The 16653-nt window shown below is 72.0% G+C and carries 14 protein-coding genes; 6 read left to right on the forward strand and 8 right to left on the reverse strand.

Annotated features, from left to right (window positions below):
* The first annotated feature begins 98 nt into the window (after positions 1-98).
* Positions 99-2594 (forward strand): ATP-dependent DNA ligase, encoded by a 2496-nt coding sequence (locus IFU19_RS06690; protein WP_192013251.1) that lies wholly within the window; start codon positions 99-101, stop codon positions 2592-2594.
* A gap of 79 nt (positions 2595-2673) precedes the next feature.
* Here IFU19_RS06690 and IFU19_RS06695 read toward each other — a convergent pair whose 3' ends face one another.
* The 5 genes from IFU19_RS06695 to murI all read right to left on the reverse strand — a co-directional run bounded on the left by IFU19_RS06695 (position 2674) and on the right by murI (position 6737).
* Positions 2674-3591, reverse strand: coding sequence for a cation diffusion facilitator family transporter (locus IFU19_RS06695; RefSeq protein ID WP_192013252.1), 918 nt, complete (start codon positions 3589-3591; stop codon positions 2674-2676).
* Positions 3592-3726: 135 nt separating this feature from the next.
* Positions 3727-4545, reverse strand: a complete 819-nt coding sequence (locus IFU19_RS06700; RefSeq protein ID WP_192013253.1) for a glycosyltransferase — start codon at positions 4543-4545, stop codon at positions 3727-3729.
* Between the two features lie 16 nt (positions 4546-4561).
* Positions 4562-5158 carry an RdgB/HAM1 family non-canonical purine NTP pyrophosphatase gene (gene rdgB, locus IFU19_RS06705; RefSeq protein ID WP_192013254.1) on the reverse strand — a complete coding sequence of 199 codons (597 nt, stop codon included), beginning with the start codon at positions 5156-5158 and terminating at the stop codon, positions 4562-4564.
* Positions 5159-5160: 2 nt separating this feature from the next.
* Positions 5161-5886, reverse strand: coding sequence for a ribonuclease PH (rph, locus tag IFU19_RS06710; protein ID WP_192013255.1), 726 nt, complete (start codon positions 5884-5886; stop codon positions 5161-5163).
* Entirely contained in the window at positions 5883-6737 is an 855-nt protein-coding gene (murI, locus tag IFU19_RS06715) for a glutamate racemase (RefSeq protein ID WP_192013256.1), read from the reverse strand. The genes rph and murI overlap by 4 nt, the downstream gene beginning before the upstream one ends.
* Positions 6738-7203: 466 nt before the next feature.
* On the opposite strand from murI, the gene IFU19_RS06720 reads away from it, so the two are divergent.
* Positions 7204-8529, forward strand: a complete 1326-nt coding sequence (locus tag IFU19_RS06720; protein WP_192013257.1) for a nicotinate phosphoribosyltransferase — start codon at positions 7204-7206, stop codon at positions 8527-8529.
* 208 nt (positions 8530-8737) lie between these two features.
* On the forward strand, positions 8738-9226 hold the full coding sequence (locus IFU19_RS06725) for a hypothetical protein (RefSeq protein ID WP_192013258.1): 489 nt from the start codon (positions 8738-8740) through the stop codon (positions 9224-9226).
* Positions 9227-9229: 3 nt separating this feature from the next.
* Here the strand turns inward: IFU19_RS06725 and IFU19_RS06730 are convergent, their stop codons facing one another.
* From IFU19_RS06730 to IFU19_RS06740, 3 genes are read right to left on the reverse strand one after another with little or no spacing between them, the layout of a single operon-like run.
* Complete coding sequence (locus IFU19_RS06730) at positions 9230-9496, reverse strand: DUF3039 domain-containing protein (RefSeq protein ID WP_055836348.1); 267 nt, start codon at positions 9494-9496, stop codon at positions 9230-9232.
* 50 nt (positions 9497-9546) lie between these two features.
* Positions 9547-11109 (reverse strand): hypothetical protein, encoded by a 1563-nt coding sequence (locus tag IFU19_RS06735; protein ID WP_192013259.1) that lies wholly within the window; start codon positions 11107-11109, stop codon positions 9547-9549.
* Positions 11085-12806, reverse strand: a complete 1722-nt coding sequence (locus tag IFU19_RS06740; protein ID WP_342343380.1) for an ABC transporter ATP-binding protein — start codon at positions 12804-12806, stop codon at positions 11085-11087. Before IFU19_RS06740 ends, IFU19_RS06735 begins: the two co-directional genes overlap by 25 nt.
* A 614-nt stretch (positions 12807-13420) precedes the next feature.
* On the opposite strand from IFU19_RS06740, the gene IFU19_RS06745 reads away from it, so the two are divergent.
* The 3 genes from IFU19_RS06745 to IFU19_RS06755 all read left to right on the forward strand — a co-directional run bounded on the left by IFU19_RS06745 (position 13421) and on the right by IFU19_RS06755 (position 16647).
* The gene (locus tag IFU19_RS06745; protein WP_055836338.1) at positions 13421-14113 is read left to right on the forward strand and encodes a phosphocholine cytidylyltransferase family protein; all 693 of its coding nucleotides are present in this window, start codon (positions 13421-13423) and stop codon (positions 14111-14113) included.
* Between the two features lie 157 nt (positions 14114-14270).
* A complete protein-coding gene (locus tag IFU19_RS06750; RefSeq protein WP_249405354.1) occupies positions 14271-15239 on the forward strand; it encodes a hypothetical protein in 969 nt (322 codons plus the stop codon).
* Positions 15240-15309: 70 nt separating this feature from the next.
* Complete coding sequence (locus IFU19_RS06755; RefSeq protein ID WP_192013261.1) at positions 15310-16647, forward strand: maltokinase N-terminal cap-like domain-containing protein; 1338 nt, start codon at positions 15310-15312, stop codon at positions 16645-16647.
* Positions 16648-16653 lie beyond the last annotated feature (6 nt).

The following is a 16653-nucleotide window of genomic DNA, read 5'->3' on the forward strand; positions in this document are numbered from 1 at the left end:
GAAGCGTAGAGCGTGGGCACACCGGCCGGTTCGCGCACGAAACTCAGGAGTTCGGCTCCGCAGTACCCCGGTCATCGCCCCCGCTCTACGCTGGGGCGATGACGGAGCAGACGGTGCGCATCGGCGGACGCCGCCTGCGCCTGTCGAACCTCGACAAGGTGCTGTACCCCGAGACCGGGACCACCAAGGGCGAGGTGATCGACTACTACTCCCGCATCGCCCCGCGCCTGCTCCCCCACGTGCGGGATCGTCCTGTCACGCGCAAGCGGTGGCCCGACGGGGTCGGCACCGACGCCGACCCGGGCGAGCCCTTCTTCGCCAAGGCCCTCGAACCCGGAGCGCCGGCCTGGGTGCGGCGCCTGCCGATCGACCACTCCTCGGGCGCCAAGGACTACCCCCTCGTCGACGATCTGCCCACCGTCGTCTACCTGGCGCAGGTCGCGAGCCTCGAGCTGCACGTGCCCCAGTGGCGGTTCTCTGCCGACGGCGAGAGGCTCCACCCCGATCGCCTGGTACTCGACCTCGACCCCGGACCCGGCGTCGGCCTGGCCGAGTGCGCCGAGGTGGCACGGTGGGCGCGCGTCATCCTGCAGGACATCGGCCTCGACCCGCTGCCGGTGACGAGCGGCAGCAAGGGCATCCACCTCTACGCGCACCTCGACGGCCGCCAGTCCAGCGACGCCGCCAGCGCCATCGCGAAAGAACTCGCCCGGGCGATCGAGGCCGACCACCCCGACCTGGTGGTCAGTCAGATGTCGAAGTCCGCGCGCCCCGGCAAGGTCTTCATCGACTGGAGCCAGAACAACGGCTCGAAGACCACGATCGCTCCGTACTCGCTGCGGGGACGATCGCACCCGACCGTCGCGGCACCGCGCACGTGGGAAGAGCTCGACGACCCCGGCCTGCGCCACCTGCTGTTCACCGAGGTGCTCGATCGCCCCGGCGATCCGCTCTCGCCGGTCGAGCGCGACGCGGGACCGCTCCGCGCATACATCTCCAAGCGCACCGCGGGCGCGACCCCCGAGCCCGTGCCCGATGCCCCGCACGCCGACGTCGCACCCGACGGTCTCCCCCGCTTCGTGATCCAAGAGCACCACGCCACCCGTCTGCACTGGGACGTGCGACTCGAACACGACGGGGTACTGGTCAGCTGGGCCGTGCCGAAGGGCGTCCCCCCGACGACGGCGAGGAACAGTCTCGCGGTCATGACCGAGGACCACCCGATGCAGTACCTCGACTTCGCCGGCGAGATCCCCCGCGGCGAGTACGGCGCCGGCATCATGACGGTGTGGGACACGGGCACCTACGAGCTCGAGAAATGGCGCGACGACGAGGTCATCGCCACCCTCGAGGGCGGGCCCGACGGGCCGCTCGGCCGAGTGCGTCTGGCCCTCATCCGCACGGAGGGCGCGGGCGAGAAGTCGCAGTGGCTGCTGCACCGGATGAAGACGGATGCCGAGGGTCGGCCGCAGAGCGAGGGCGACCCGGTGGTGCCTCTCGATCACCGCCGCGCGGATCGGGCCGCGGTGGCGGTGACTGCGATGGAGAGCGACGAGGCGCCCGAGCCGGAGCTCGCCCCCGAGCCGGTGCCCGGCACCTCGACGCCGCCGGCTCCCCCGAGCCCCGCGCAGCTGCGCCCCATGCTGTCCACCGCCGCCACGGCCGGTATCGCCCGAGCCGCCGCCGGCCGCTGGGGCGAGCCGTGGGTCGAGATGAAGTGGGACGGCATCCGGGGAATCGGTCTCTGGGACGGCGAGCGGCTGCGCCTGCGATCGCGCAACGGCAACGACCTCACCGCCGCCTACCCCGAACTCACGACCGTCGACCTCGGACTCGGCCCGAAGCCCGCGGTCGTCGACGGCGAGATCGTCGCGCTCGACGCGCAGGGGCGCCCGAGCTTCCCCCTGCTGCAGAAGCGGATGAACCTCGCACAGCCCCGCGAGATCGAGCGCGAAGCGCGGCGGACACCGGTGCAGCTGTACCTTTTCGACGTGCTCTCGGTCGGTGAGCGCGACGTCGCCGCCCTGCCGCTGACCGAGCGGCGCGGCATCCTGGAGGCGCTGGCGCAGGATGCCGGGCCCCCCGTCGTGTTGCCGCCCGTGTTCGACGACGTCGACGCCGCCGTCGCCACGAGCGGCCGGTTCGGACTCGAGGGCGTCGTGGTCAAGGATCCCGGTTCGGCCTACCGCCGCGGCGAGCGTTCGGAACAGTGGCTCAAAGTGAAGCCTTCGCGCACGCAGGAGGTCGTGATCGGCGGCGTGCGCCCGGGCAAGGGCAACCGCGCGGGCACGATCGGGTCGCTGCTGGTCGGTGTTCCCGGGCCGGACGGCCTGCACTACGCGGGCCGCGTCGGCTCGGGTTTCGGCGAGCAGACGCTGGCCAGACTCGGCGAGGTGCTCGGTGCGCTCGGCAGCGACACCGACCCGTTCGTGGGGGTGCCCGCCGCCGACGCCCGCGACGCGCTGTGGGTGCGGCCCGAACTCGTCGCCGAGGTGGAGTTCGCGGAGTTCACCCCCGGCGGCATCCTGCGCCAGGCACGCTGGCGGGGTCTGCGGCCCGACAAGGATCCGGGCGAGGTGGTGCGGGAGATCTGAGCACGGGCCGGCTGAGCGCGGAGCCCGGGCGTATGCGCGCCCCCGCCGACCCGGGCCGAGCCCGGCGGGATCCCCAGCTCTACGCGTGCTGTGAGTCGTGCTCGACGTGCCCGGCGGGTTCGAGCTGGAACGTCGAGTGCTCCACGTCGAAGTGCTCGGCGAGGCAGCCCTGCAGCGTCGCGAGGATCGCCGCGGCGCGACCGTCCGACAGCGCCGCGTCGTCGACGATCACGTGCGCGCTGAACACCGGCGCGCCCCGCGTGAGCTGCCAGACGTGCACGTCGTGCACATCGACCACCCCGTCGGCCTCGCGCAGGTGCTGCCGAATCTCGGCCACGTGCACGCCGACGGGCGCCGACTCGGTGAGCACGACGACGACCTCGCGCAGAAGGCCGATGGCACGCGGCACGATGAGCACCGCGATGAGCAGTGAGGCGATGGCATCCGCCTGCGCGAATCCGGTCGTCACGATCACGATCGCCGCGATGATGACCGCGATCGACCCGACCAGGTCGCCCAGCACCTCGAGATACGCGCCGCGCACGTTGATGCTGCGCTTCTGCGCGCGACCGAGCACCCACATCGACACGGCGTTGGCGATCATGCCGACCGTCGCGACGACGAGCATGAGCCCGCCCTGCACCTCGGCGTCGGCCGGCGCGAGCAGCCGCTGCACGGCCTCGACGCCCACCCAGGCGCACAGCGCGATGAGGATGACGCCGTTCGCGAGCGCGCCGAGCACTTCGGCACGCTGGTATCCGAACGTGCGGCGGTCATCGGCCGGGCGGGCGGCGATCGCCGTGGCGATCAGCGCCACCACGAGCGCGGCCGCGTCGGTGAACATGTGCGCCGCGTCGGCCAGCAGGGCGAGCGAGCCCGACAGGATCGCCCCCACGATCTGCACGACCATGACCGATGCGGTCAGGGTGAGAGCGATGGTGAGCAGACGTCTGTTGCCGGCATCGCGGATGCCGCCGGCAGGCGCGTGATCGTGCATGGTTACAGGCTAGGCCGCGCACAGCGGGGGCTGCGTGTCATCGCGGTAGTCGGGAATGAGAACCGGTGTCGGCTCCCCCGCGGCGACCCGACAGGGTTGTCCCGGGCCGACGCGGTCGCCCGACCGCCTTCTCGGTCAGCGCCGACGTGCATTCAGCTGCGCCTGGATCCGCCGATGCGCGTGCAGCGCCGGGTACACGCCGAGGAACACCGCCATCGGAGCCCGGAGTCGCACGTCGCGGATGCCGTGCGCGGCGTACGTGTTCTCGAAACGGTCGATGTAACGCCGGAAGTCCCGAGGGCGGTCGTCGAGGCGCCGCGCGCCGATGCCCGCGACCATCCGCGAGAAGTAGCCGATCCGACGCCCCCCGAGGGCGAGGTGGATGGCGATGTCGAGGTCTTCGTGCATCACGTCGGCCTCGTCGTCGCACAAGAACTCCCGCACGTCGTGCCAGGCCTCCCGCCGCACGGCCATGTTGCTGCCGAACAGGAACACGAAGTCGCCGGCGAGCTTCACCTGCAGGCGTCGGAAGGCATCGTCGATCTGATGTCCCACCGCACGCAGGGGCAGGTCGTAGTACTCGACGGGTCCCGACGCGGCATCCACGTCGGTCGACGCGAAGATGTGCGAGACCCGGGCCACCCACTCGGGTTTGAGGACGGTGTCGGCGTCGATCCGCGCGAGCACGTCGCCGGTGGCGGCATCCATCCCCAGATTGCGGGTGGGCACCAGTCCCTGGCGGTCGTCCTGACGCAGCAGACGGATGCCGGCGTCGGGATGCCGAGCCCTCACGCCCTCGACCACCGCGCGCGTGCCGTCGGTCGAGCGGTTGTCGACGACGAGCACCTCGGTGGCGGGGAGCGTCTGGCCCACGATGGCGTTCAGGCACTGCTCGATGACCGCCTCTTCGTTGTAGGCGGGAACGATGATCGACACCGACGGAAGAGGGCTCATCGGTCCTCCTCCACGCTCAGAGGGACTCGAGGAGCGGCGCGAGGGCGACGAAGGCGCGGGACCGGTGCGACGACGCGTTCTTCTCGGCCGCGCTCCACTCGCCGACCGTCCGCTCGGCATCGGCGGGCTGACCGTCGGGCACGAAGATCGGGTCGTACCCGAAGCCACCCGGTCCGGCCGGCTGCACCGCCAGGCGGCCCGGCCAGCGTCCCTCGATCGTCTCTTCGGTGCCGTCGGAGCGCACGAGCGCGATCACCGACACGAACTGCGCCGTGCGGTGCGGATCGGCGACGTCGGACAACTGATCGAGCAACAGCTCGAGGTTGGCCGCGGAGTCCTTCTTGTGCCCCGCCCAGTAGGCCGAGAACACCCCCGGCGACCCGCCCAGCACGTCGACGGCGATCCCGGAATCATCGGCCAGCGCGGGCAGCCCCGTGTGGGCCGCGGCCGCACGCGCCTTGATCAGCGCGTTCGCCGCGAACGTGACGCCGTCCTCGACCGGTTCGGGACCGTCGTAGGCGACGACGTCGAGATCGGGGCGCACCTCGGCGACGATCGCCTGGAACTCCTCGACCTTGTGCGGGTTGTGCGTGGCGAGCACGATGCGCGGCATGGTCAGCCTTCGAGCGTCGCGATCTGGATGCCGCGCAGCTCGGCGCAGCCGTTCACGCCCAGCTCGAGCAGGCGGTCGAGCTCGGCCTTGTCGAACGGTGCGCCCTCGGCGGTGCCCTGCACCTCGACGAACAGACCGCGACCGGTGACGACGACGTTCATGTCGGTCTCGGCGCGCACGTCTTCGACGTACGCCAGGTCGAGGAGCGGTTCGCCGTCGACGATGCCGACCGATACCGCCGCGACCGAGTCGCGCAGCACCTCGGAGCGCTGCGCGATGAACTTCTTCTCGCGGCCCCAGGCGATGGCATCCGCCAGGGCGACGTAGGCACCCGTGATGGCGGCGGTGCGGGTGCCGCCGTCGGCCTGCAGCACGTCGCAGTCGATGACGATCGTGTTCTCGCCCAGCGCCTTGGTGTCGACGACGGCGCGCAGCGCCCGGCCGATCAGGCGCGAGATCTCGTAGGTGCGGCCGCCGACCTTGCCCTTGATGCTCTCGCGGTCGTTGCGGCTGTTCGTCGCGCGCGGCAGCATGGCGTACTCGGCCGTGACCCACCCCTTGCCCTTGCCGGTGAGCCAGCGGGGAACGCCGTTGGTGAACGACGCCGTGCACAGCACCTTGGTGCCGCCGAAAGTGACGAGGGCCGAGCCCTCGGCGTGTGCCGACCATCCGCGTTCGATGGTGACGGGGCGGAGCTGATCGGCGGTACGGCCGTCTTTGCGGGTCATATGTCCTCCTCGGACGAAAGGGACGCCGTGCCTCGGCGCGGCAGGTCGATGGCGCCGGTCTGCACGAGCTGCACCTCGCGCACCTCACGGCCCATGAGGCGGTGCGCCAGGCGCAGGAAGTCGTCGGCCGACGACCCGGTGGCTTCGTAGCGGTGCGTCGGAACGGCATCCGGCCTCGCCAGGAGGTCACGCGAGACGAGTTGGCGATAGACGTCTTTCGCCGTCTCGCTGTCGCTCGACACCAGGCTGACCTCGGGACCCATCACGTAGCTGATGGCGCCCTCGAGGAACGGGTAGTGCGTGCAGCCGAGCACGAGCGTGTCGACCCCGGCGTGCCGCAGCGGCGCGAGGTACTGCTCGGCGGTGGCGAGCACCTCGGGCGAGTCGGTGACGCCGGCCTCGACGAACTCGACGAAACGCGGGCACGCCTCGGCGAACACCGTGAGGTTCTCGTTGACCTCGAGCATGTCCTGGTAGGCCCGCGAGCCGATCGTCCCGGCCGTGCCGATCACGCCGATGCGACCGTTGCGGGTCGTCGACATGGCGGTGCGCACGGCGGGGCCGATCACCTCGACCACGGGCACGTCGTAGCGCTCGCGCGCATCGCGGAGCATCGCCGCCGACGCGGTGTTGCAGGCGATCACGAGCATCTTCACGCCCTGATCGACGAGGGTGTCGAGCACCTCGAGCGCGTACTTGCGCACGTCGGCGATGGGCTTCGGGCCGTAGGGAGAGCGGGCGGTGTCGCCGATGTAGAGGATCGACTCGCGCGGCAGCTGCGCCGACACGGCCCGGGCGACGGTGAGACCGCCGACTCCCGAGTCGAAGATCCCGATCGGCGCGTTGTCCATAGGTGCCCAGCCTACCGGGCGGGGCCGACACGGATCGGTGCGGGGCGCGGGGGCCGCACGCCTGCGGCGGGGCGCGGGGGCGGTGCTGGGCGCGGGGGCGGTGGGGCGCGGGGGCCCGGGCGCCCGGGCGGGGCGGGGCGGGGCGTGGCGGGGCGTGGCGTGTGCCAAACTCCTGAGGTTCGGGCGCGCTGCGGCCTCGGAGGGCGCCCAGGGCCGTCTGCGAACGCAGAACTCAGGAGTTCGGCACGGCCGGCCGCCGCGTCACGCGCGGAGACAGCCGGCGGGCAGGTCGCAGGGCGCCGGCGGCGGCGCGTGCCGAACTCCTGAGAACTTGCGCGCGCCGGAGCCGATCCAGCCCTCAGGGGTGTTCGCGGGCGCAGAACTCAGGAATTTGGCACAGCGCAAGGTCGTACCAATACGCGCACAAACTCCCGAGCTGCCCACGACGCCGGAATAGGCTGGCGCGATGAGCCGCAGCACCGCCCTGCACACCGACCGCTACGAACTGACCATGCTCGACGCGGCCCTCCGCGACGGCACGGCCTCGCGACGCTGCGTGTTCGAGGTGTTCGGGCGCCGCCTCTCGGGCGGACGCCGCTTCGGTGTCGTCGCGGGCACCGGCCGGCTGCTCGAGGCGATCCGCGACTTCCGCTTCGGCGACGACGAACTGCGCTACCTGCGGGACGCGAGAGTGGTGGATGCCACGACCCTCGACTTCCTGGCCGATTACCGCTTCACGGGATCGGTGACCGGCTACCGCGAGGGTGAGCTGTACTTCCCCGGCTCCCCCCTGCTGACCGTGGAGGGAACCTTCGCCGAGGCGGTGCTGCTGGAGACGCTCGCGCTCAGCATCCTCAACTACGACTCCGCCGTCGCCACGGCGGCAGCGCGCATGAGCATCGCCGCCGGCGACCGACCGCTCGCAGAGATGGGCTCGCGTCGCGCGAGCGAAGAGGCAGCGGTCGCCGCCGCGCGTGCCGCCTACATCGTCGGCTTCTCGGCCACCAGCAATCTCGAGGCGGGGCGCCGCTGGGGCGTGCCGACGATGGGCACCGCCGCCCACGCGTGGACCCTGCTGCACGACAGCGAGGAAGACGCCTTCCGTTCGCAGATCGACGCGCTCGGCAGCGGGACCACCCTGCTCGTCGACACCTACGACATCGCCGAGGGCGTGCGAACCGCCGTGCGCGTGGCCGGTCCGCAGCTCGGCGGCGTACGCATCGACTCGGGCGACCTGCCGATCGTCGCGGGCGAGGTGCGGGCGCTGCTCGACGAGCTCGGCGCCACAGGCACGCGCATCACCGTCACGAGCGACCTCGACGAGTACGCGCTCGCCGCGCTCGCGGCCTCTCCGGTCGACTCCTACGGCGTCGGCACGTCGGTCGCGACCGGCTCCGGCGTTCCGACCGCGGGTCTGGTGTTCAAGCTCGTCGCGCGCGAATCCGCCGACGGCTCATGGGTGGGTGTCGCGAAGGCGTCGGCGCAGAAGGCCTCGCACGGGGGCCGCAAGGCGGCGTTCCGCACCCTCGAAGCGGGGACCGCGACCTCGGAGCTCATCATGGTCAGCGACGGGTTCGAAGAGCTGTCCACCGCCGCCGAGCATCCCGATGCCCGTCCCCTCCAGGCCACGCTCATGGTCGACGGCGAGGGGGATGCCGCGATCCTCGGCCACGCGGGTGTCGAGGCCGCACGCGCGCACCACGCCCGCGTGCGGCAGGAGTTGCCGGTGCGGGCGCTCGCACTCAGCGGGTCGGAGCCCGCCCTGCCGACGGAGTACCGCGAGGCGGGCTGACCGACGGGCGGTTTGCCCCTGCACCGGCGTGAACAGGGGATGCCGCGGGGCGCGTCGCGCACGCACGTCGGCATGCGGTTCGGTCTGTGATCGCAAACGGGTGAGACGCGGGGTGAGCGGAACGCGGAGGCGGCGTTCTCACGCAGACCCCCCGGTTAGCGTGGAGCGTTCTGCGATGCGGCCACCGACGCCGCAGGAGGGGATCCTGATGCCGAACGCTCCTCGATCGACGCGCCGCCAGGTGATCTCCGCGGCCGCGTGGGCGGTTCCCGCGATCGTGTCGGTGACGGTGACCCCCGCCCTGGCGACATCCGGCGGCGGCGTCCCGGTCGCGAAGATCCGCCCGAGCTCCGACTTCACGGCGCAGGATCTGCACGAGTACGACCCGGCGACGAACACCAACCGCGGACCGATCGCGGTGTACGTCCGCGCGCGGTACGACCAGAACATCGTGTGGTGGCCGCGGCCCGACCCCGCGGTGGCGGTCATTCCGTACACCGTCTCGGTGGACGGGCCCCTCGGGCCGTCATCGATGACGGGAGCGCTCACGATCTCGATCGGCGGCTACGCCCAAGACGTCCGTTCCTACCCGCTCGACGGGGTCCACCCGTTGCCCGTGGGGACCTATCGCTTCACGCTGGCGCTGTACGGCTCCGACGGAACCACCTCGGCGACGACGACCGTCGAGGTGGCATGACGCTCACTTGATGAGCGACTCGTAGATCTCTTTGCACTGCGGGCACACGGGGAACTTCTCGGGATCGCGGCCCGGGGTCCACTTCTTGCCGCACAGTGCCCGCACCGGCTTGCCGGTGAGGGCCGACTCGAGGATCTTGTCTTTCTTGACGTAATGCGAGAAACGCTCGTGGTCACCGGGCTCGATGTTCTCTTCGCGGATGAGCTCTTCGAGCTCTCGATCCAGGGTCGCGAGACCCCCGCTGTCAGGACTGTCGAGAGGCGTGCTCATGGTCAGCCAGTGTAGCCGCGGACCGCGCCGAAGGGACGGTGGAGCCCACGTCAGGTCGCTTCGGCGAACTCCATCAGACGGGTTCCGCGGCGCTCGAACAGGGCCGCTCCGATCGCCACACCCGCGACGAGCACGACGAGCCCCGCGCCGACGCCGACCGCCAGCGCGAACATCGCGTCGATGGAGTCGCCCGCCACGGCGCGCCAGGTGAGCCAGATCGCGGGGGCCGCGGCCAGCAGGGCTCCCACCATCACGAGGCCCTGCGCCATGACGCCCCCCGAGCCCGACCGCTGAGGCTGCTGGAACGGGCTGTCGCCGGGCCGCGACACCGCGTAGGGCGCCACGACCGACGAGATGCTCGAGAGGCCGAGCCCCGCCAGGAACAGGGCGGCGCACACTCCGACCAGGGCGGGGAAGACGGCCCAGCGACCGTGGGCCACCACCGCGAGGGGAAGAGTGAGCGCGAGGACCGGCAGGCCGATCAGCAGCACCGGAACGAGACGGCCGATGCGATCCGGCGCACCGCGCACGCCCGAGGCGATGTGCATCCACAACGCGGTGGAGTCGTAGGCGAGGTCGTTGTGCGGGAGCCATCCGAAGAACAACGCCATGATCGGCACGGGCAGCAGCACCGCGATCTCGAAGGGCACGCCCGCGACCAGCAGCGGCACGGTCGACACGACGGCGGCGACGGGCACGATGATGACGTTCACGATGTAGCGGCGGTCACGCAGCCAATACGACAGGCTGCGGGCGGCGACCGCTCCCCCGGGCGTACCGGGGAGGATCGCGAACCATCCCATTCCCCCGCGCTCGCGCGCGGCGACGGGACGACGGGTCGTGGTGAGCAGGCGGTCCACCAGGACGAACCACGCGACGGCCAGCACACCGACCGTGGCGAGGGCGACGACCAGGCTTCCGACGGCGGCCCCCGCCGACGGTGCCAACGCGATCCCCCAGGCGGCGCCGATCGGCGTCCACGCCAGGATCTCCGCGGCCGAGGCCAGCTGCGAGGGAACGGCCCCCCGCCATTCGAGCGAGCCGAGGAACACCCCCACCGGCACGACGACGACGAGCACGGCCACGAGGTACACGCCCATGAGCTCCCGCGACTGCCGCGGGCGCTGCACGAGCGCACCGAGCGCCATGCTGACGCGGGCGAACAGCACGCAGGTGGCAAGACCGAGCACGACCGAGGCCACGCTCGCGAGCGCCGCCGCCCCGTGGGCGCCCCACGCGACGGCGAGGCTCACCCCGAGCACCAGCACGACGAGAACCGGGACGCTGAGGAACCCGGCGAGCAGGAGGGCGCCGGCGAGCGGCCGCGGCTCCGGCCCGACCACCGCGAATCGTCGGGGGTCGAGCGGGTCGATCGAGGCGGTGACGGGAGGACCCACCGCGAAGCCGAGCGTGACCGCAGACCCCGCGAGCACGGTGACCACGGCGGTGGTCAGCCGGTCGGCATCCGCGAGACCCGCGGCACTCACGGCCGCGACCGCCGCCGCAGCGACGAGGAGGACCACGCCGATGACGCGCCGGACGACCTCGCGGGGATCGCCCCGCAGGGCGCCCCACATCATCGCCAGCCTCAGGCGGAGAACGTGTGCAACCACTCCAGGCCCTCCACGTCGCCCAGACCGCCCGCGAGCTCGAGGAAGCGCTGCTCCAGCGTCGCCTCGCCGCGTACTTCGTCGACGGTGCCCTCGGCGAGCACCTGGCCCGACACGATGACCGCCACCCGCGAGCAGACGCGTTCGACGAGCTCCATGCCGTGGCTGGAGAGGATGACGGTGCCGCCGTGGTCGACGTACGTGCCGAGGATGTCGAGGATGACCGCGCTCGAGACGGGGTCGACGGCCTCGAACGGCTCATCGAGGACGAGCAGGCGGGGCGAGTGGATCATCGCTCCGGCGAGCATGACCTTCTTCGTCATACCGGCCGAGTAGTCCGAGACCGGCCGCGCGAGGGCCTCGACGAGATCGAACGCGCGCGCCAGGTCGGCGATGCGGCTCTCGACCAGGGGCGCGGGAAGGCTGCGCAGCGCGCCGTAGTACGACAGCAGCTGCCGGCCCGTGAGCCGGTCGAAGGTGCGCAGACGGTCGGGCAGCACGCCGATGAGCTTCTTCGCCTCGCGCGAGCGGCGGGCGGCGTCGACACCGTTGATCTGCACGGTGCCGCCGTCGGCGCGCAGCAGGCCGGCGATGATCGACAGCGTGGTCGTCTTGCCCGCCCCGTTCGGCCCGACGAGCCCGTAGAAGGAACCCGCCGGCACGGTGAGGTCGATCGCGTCGACGGCCCGCAGCTCGCCGAACGTCTTGGTGACGCCGCGCAGCGTGAGCGCCGGGACGGCGTCGGCGGTGTGCTGGTCGGCACGGTCGGCGTCCGCCGTAGCGGCATCGGCGGTATCGGCTGACGCGGAGCCGGAGTGCGGGGTGGTGAGGGGTGCGATCTCGGGCTCCGGATCGGCTGCCCGCTCGGGCTCGTCGAGCACGGTCTGGGCGTCGTTCTCGGGCGAGGACTCCGTCTCGCCCGCCGGCCCGGCCTCGGACGCGAGGGGGGACTCGCGCGTCGCCCCGGCCTCGGACGCGAGGTCGATCTCGTCCGAAAGGACGACATCGTTCTCGTCAGCGACCCGGACATCGGGACGCGTCGGGTCGGAGGGGGGCTCCGCAGATTCGGGTTCCGTTGCATCGAGCTCTGTCGGCGCGGGCTCGGTGGTGGCCTCTTGCTCGGTCGCCTCGGGCTCGGTCGTTTCGGGCTGACCCGACTCGGACTCCCCCGACGCGGACTCCCCCGAGGCGTCGTCGGTCACCGAAGGGGTGAGCGCGTCGGCGGGGCCCGTCTCGCTGTCGGCGAGAGGCGTATCGACCACGACGTCGGGGTGAGCGGCGGAGATCGGCGATGCCTGGTCGGCCGGCGCGTCGATCGCGGTCTCGTCCTCGTCAGTGACGCTCGCAGCGTCGGCACCGGGGCCACCGGGAGCGGCCTCGGAGACGACGGGCTCCTCGACGGCGACGTCGGCGGGGGTGGGATCGGCGGGCACAGCGTCCGCAGGCACAGCGTCGCCGGGCACAGCGTCCGCAGGCAGAGCGTCCTCAAGCACAGCGTCAGCGGACACCTCGTCGACCGACGTCGTGTCGGCTGAGATCGCGTCTGCCGAGGCGCCGGAATCCGTCGCGCGCACCGGGAGCGGAGGGCGCGGGGGGATCACGAGGTCGGGCGACAGAGCCGCCGCGTCGGGCGTCGTGGCGGCGTTGACGCTCGTCTCGGTCGCCGCCGACGCGCGGGGCGTCGCCGGCTTCTTCGCCACAGGGCGCTTGGCCGCGGGCTTTCTCGCAGCCGTCGTGCGCGGGGTCGATGACGTGGATGCGGACGCTACGGAGGGACGCGGTGCGGCCGGCTTCTTGGCGGGGGTGCGTGGCGCCGCCCCCGAGGACGCCGCGCGACTGGCGGTCGTGCGGGGAGTTCGCGGCTTCGGCGCGGGCTTCGGCGTGTCGACGGCCTCGGACGGCTCCGCGGACGCGTCGGTCGCGGCATCTGCCGCCTCGACTGTCGCCTTCGGACGAGCGGGAGTACGACGGGGAGCGCGGGGTGCGGTGGTACGCGGAGCGCGTGGGGCTCGCGGTTTCGCGGCCGGCTGCGGAGACTCGGAGGATTCGGCGCTCGCCGCGGCGCCCTCGGTGTCGGACGAGGAACTTTCGGGGGGCTGCGGCAGCGACGCTGTCATCATCCCAAACTAGCAAGCACCTCCGACATCGCCCGACGCCGGGTCGCGGGACGCAACCCCAGGACGGCATCACGAAACCACAACGACCGGCGCGAATCATGCCACCTCACAGGGCCCTTTCGCTAGCATCGATCGAACACGAAGGCGTGACATTCCGGTGAACCGGACATGACGACTCATCCCCCCAGGAGCCAGCCTTGACTGTTCAGATCGTGATCCTCGCCGCGGGCATGGGCTCGCGCCTCGGCCGCAGCCTGCCGAAACCCCTCACCGTGCTCGCCGACGGCCGCAGCATCATGCAGCAGCAGCACGACAACATCCGCGCCGCCTTCGGCCGCACGGCCCGCATCACCAGCGTCGTCGGCTACCGCGCCGAGACCATCGTCGACACGTTCCCGCACGTCGACTACGTCTACAACGACCGGTACGACCAGACCAACACCTCGAAGAGCCTCCTGCGCGCGCTGGCCAAGAGCGGTCGAGGCGGAGTGCTGTGGATGAACGGCGACGTGGTCTTCGACCCCCGCGTCCTCGGTCGCGCAGTCGAACTCATCGACGCGGACCGTTCCTTCGTGACAGTCGACACCGCCAATGTCAGCGACGAAGAGGTGAAGTACACGGTGGATGCCGAGGGCTTCATCGCCGAGCTGTCGAAGGTCGTCGTCGGCGGCATCGGCGAAGCCGTGGGCATCAACTACGTCTCGGCGCGCGACAAGAAGGCCCTGCAACGTCAGCTGCAGCGCGTCGACGACCAGGACTACTTCGAACGCGGCATCGAGCTCGCGATCGCCGAGGACGGCATGCGCGTCGAACCGCTCGACATCTCCGATCTCTACGCGGTCGAGGTCGACTTCGCCGAAGACCTCGAGCGGGCGAACCTCTTCGTCTGACCGTCGCGGTCAGTCGTCGGGGTCCTCCGGCGGCACTGCGCGGCGAAGGCCTCACCCGACCGTCATTCGGCAGGGCCCCGAACCTCTCCCCCGCACGCGCCGACACGTCATCGTCAAGTCGCCCTCGCCTCGGCGCGCGACGAGCAAGGATGGTTCCATGTCCGAGAAGGTGCACCGCATCCACTCCCTCCCCGACGACGCGCCCTGGAAGGGCGGGCTCCCCCCGGCAGGGTCGGAGGAACACCCCCGAACCGTCCGCATGCTCGACCGCGTGCTCGCCGTGCAGCGCCCCGCGGTGCTCGCGCATCTCCGCAGCATCCGGCTGCGGCATCCGGATGCCGCTCCCGACGAGATCCTGCGGATCCTCGAGCGCCGCTACCTCGCCGCCGTCACCACCGGAGGCGCGGCCGTGGGGGCGACCGCGGTGGTCCCCGGTATCGGCACCGGTGTGACTCTCGCGCTGAGCGCGGTCGAGACCGTCGGTTTCCTCGAGGCCACCGCGCTGTACGCGCAGTCGGTCGCCGAGGTGCACGGGCTCGTCGTGCAGGACCCCGACCGAGGTCGGGCGCTGGTTCTCGCTCTGCTGCTCGGCAAAGAAGGCGTCGACCTCGTGTCGCAGCTCGCCTCGCAGGCCGCCGGTCGCGGCGGCACCCGCGCGAGCTACTGGGGTGAGATGGTGACCAAGACGCTGCCGCGCGCCGCGGTCGGTCCCCTCGTCGACCGCCTCAAGACGATGTTCGTGCGTCAGTTCGCCACGCGCGGCGGAGCGTCGTGGCTCGGGAAGGCCCTCCCCTTCGGCGTCGGGGCCGTCGTCGGAGGTGCGGGGAACCACCTCCTCGGCCGGCGCGTTCTCGTCAACGCGCGACGGGCCTTCGGCTCTGCCCCGCTCCAGCTCCCCGCCGACCTCGAGCCGAGGCCCGGTGCCGAGACGATGGAACGTGCGACCCTGGGCGGTATCCACCGCGTGGGCGGCGCGATCGCCGAGGTCGTCGGCGGCGCGGGTCGCCGCACCGGCTCCGCGGCCCGAAAGGCCCTGCCTCGCCGCCGCCGCACGGGTGCGGAGGGCGCACGCGACGACGACACGACGGGTGAGACCGCCGGCGACGGCCGCGGCTCGGCATCCTGACCCATCTCACCGACACGGCCTCCGGCGCAAGTCCCGCGCGTCGTTCGCCCTGGCGCGTTAGCCTCGCCGCATGGGCGACCTCCTCGATCTCCTCGCGGTCTGGATGCCGCGTCAGCGCTGGTACGGCACGAAGGGCCGCGATCCGCGGCTGAGCATCGTGGCCGACTGGGCACTCGACGCGACCGACACGCGACTGCTTCTCGTGCGCGACGACGCTGCGGCGCCGGCGATCCTCTATCAGGTACCTGTCGTCGTGCGGGCCGAGGGTTCCGTGCTGCCGGGCAGCCTGATCGGCGCGGCCGACGAGGGGCGGGTGTGGGCGGATGCCACCACCGACCCCGCCTTCACCGACCTGCTGTACTCCTGGGTCACTCGCGGCGGGGCGGCGGGAACCCCCGACGACGGCCTCACCGCCTTCGCCCTCGCCTCGCCGGACGGTGAAGCGCCCGCGCCCCGCGCCACCGCCCGCGTGCTGAGCGGCGAACAGTCGAACACCTCGCTCATCTTCCGGCCCGACGATGCCGGCCTTCCCGTGATCTGCAAGCTCTTCCGGCAGGTGCATCCGGGCATCAACCCCGACGTGGAGCTGCAGTCGGCTCTCGCCGCCGCCGGCGCGGCGTTCGTGCCCGCCGCGATCGGTGAGGTGCGCGGATCGTGGGTGACGCCCGAGGGCGTTCCCGTCAGCGGGTCGCTCGCCTTCGCCCAGGAGTTCTTCGACGGCGTCGAGGACGCCTGGCGCGTCGCCCTCGACGCCGCGGCCGCCGACGACGACTTCGCTGCGCGCGCCCACGCGCTCGGCGCGAGCGTCGCCGGCATGCACGTCTCTCTCTCGCGGGCGTTCCCCACGCGCGAGCCCGACGCCGAGGACCGCGCGGCCGTGGTCGGTGCGTGGGAGCGGCGTCTGTCGATCGCCCTCGCCGAGGTCCCGGCGCTGGAGCCGTACGCCGACCGCATCCGTGCCGTGTACGCGGCCGCTGCCACCGCCCCCTGGCCGGCGCTGCAGCGCGTGCACGGCGACCTGCACCTCGGGCAGGTGCTCGACACCCCCCGCAACGGCTGGGTGCTGCTGGACTTCGAGGGCGAGCCGCTGCGTCCCATCGCGGAACGGCTGCAGCCCGACGTCGCCGTGCGCGACGTCGCCGGCATGCTGCGTTCGTTCGACTACGTCTCGGGCGCCGTGGCCGACGACGACGGCGCTGCGGTGCGCGCGTGGGTCATCGCCGCCCAGCAGGCGTTCCTCGACGGCTACGCCGAGACCGCCGGCCCCCAGAGCACGGACGACGAGACGCTGCGCGCCGCGTTCGAACTCGACAAGGCCGTCTACGAGGCGATCTACGAGACGCGCAACCGCCCCGACTGGGTCGGCATCCCCCTCGCCGCGATCGGTCGGCTCGCTCCGCTGGAGTGACGGCCC

The sequence above is a fragment of the Microbacterium sp. CFBP 8794 genome, assembly GCF_014841235.1.
Taxonomy (GTDB): Bacteria; Actinomycetota; Actinomycetes; order Actinomycetales; family Microbacteriaceae; genus Microbacterium.

Excerpts from the sequence above, each read along its gene's own strand:
- murI (WP_192013256.1), bottom strand. The coding sequence starts at position 6,737 with ATGGACAACGCGCCGATCGGGATCTTCGACTCGGGAGTCGGCGGTCTC.
- IFU19_RS06730 (WP_055836348.1), bottom strand. The coding sequence starts at position 9,496 with ATGAGCACGCCTCTCGACAGTCCTGACAGCGGGGGTCTCGCGACCCTG.
- IFU19_RS06755 (WP_192013261.1), top strand. The coding sequence starts at position 15,310 with ATGGGCGACCTCCTCGATCTCCTCGCGGTCTGGATGCCGCGTCAGCGC.
- IFU19_RS06750 (WP_249405354.1), top strand. The coding sequence starts at position 14,271 with ATGTCCGAGAAGGTGCACCGCATCCACTCCCTCCCCGACGACGCGCCC.
- rph (WP_192013255.1), bottom strand. The coding sequence starts at position 5,886 with ATGACCCGCAAAGACGGCCGTACCGCCGATCAGCTCCGCCCCGTCACC.
- IFU19_RS06725 (WP_192013258.1), top strand. The coding sequence starts at position 8,738 with ATGCCGAACGCTCCTCGATCGACGCGCCGCCAGGTGATCTCCGCGGCC.
- IFU19_RS06695 (WP_192013252.1), bottom strand. The coding sequence starts at position 3,591 with ATGCACGATCACGCGCCTGCCGGCGGCATCCGCGATGCCGGCAACAGA.
- rdgB (WP_192013254.1), bottom strand. The coding sequence starts at position 5,158 with ATGCCGCGCATCGTGCTCGCCACGCACAACCCGCACAAGGTCGAGGAG.
- IFU19_RS06700 (WP_192013253.1), bottom strand. The coding sequence starts at position 4,545 with ATGAGCCCTCTTCCGTCGGTGTCGATCATCGTTCCCGCCTACAACGAA.
- IFU19_RS06690 (WP_192013251.1), top strand. The coding sequence starts at position 99 with ATGACGGAGCAGACGGTGCGCATCGGCGGACGCCGCCTGCGCCTGTCG.
- IFU19_RS06720 (WP_192013257.1), top strand. The coding sequence starts at position 7,204 with ATGAGCCGCAGCACCGCCCTGCACACCGACCGCTACGAACTGACCATG.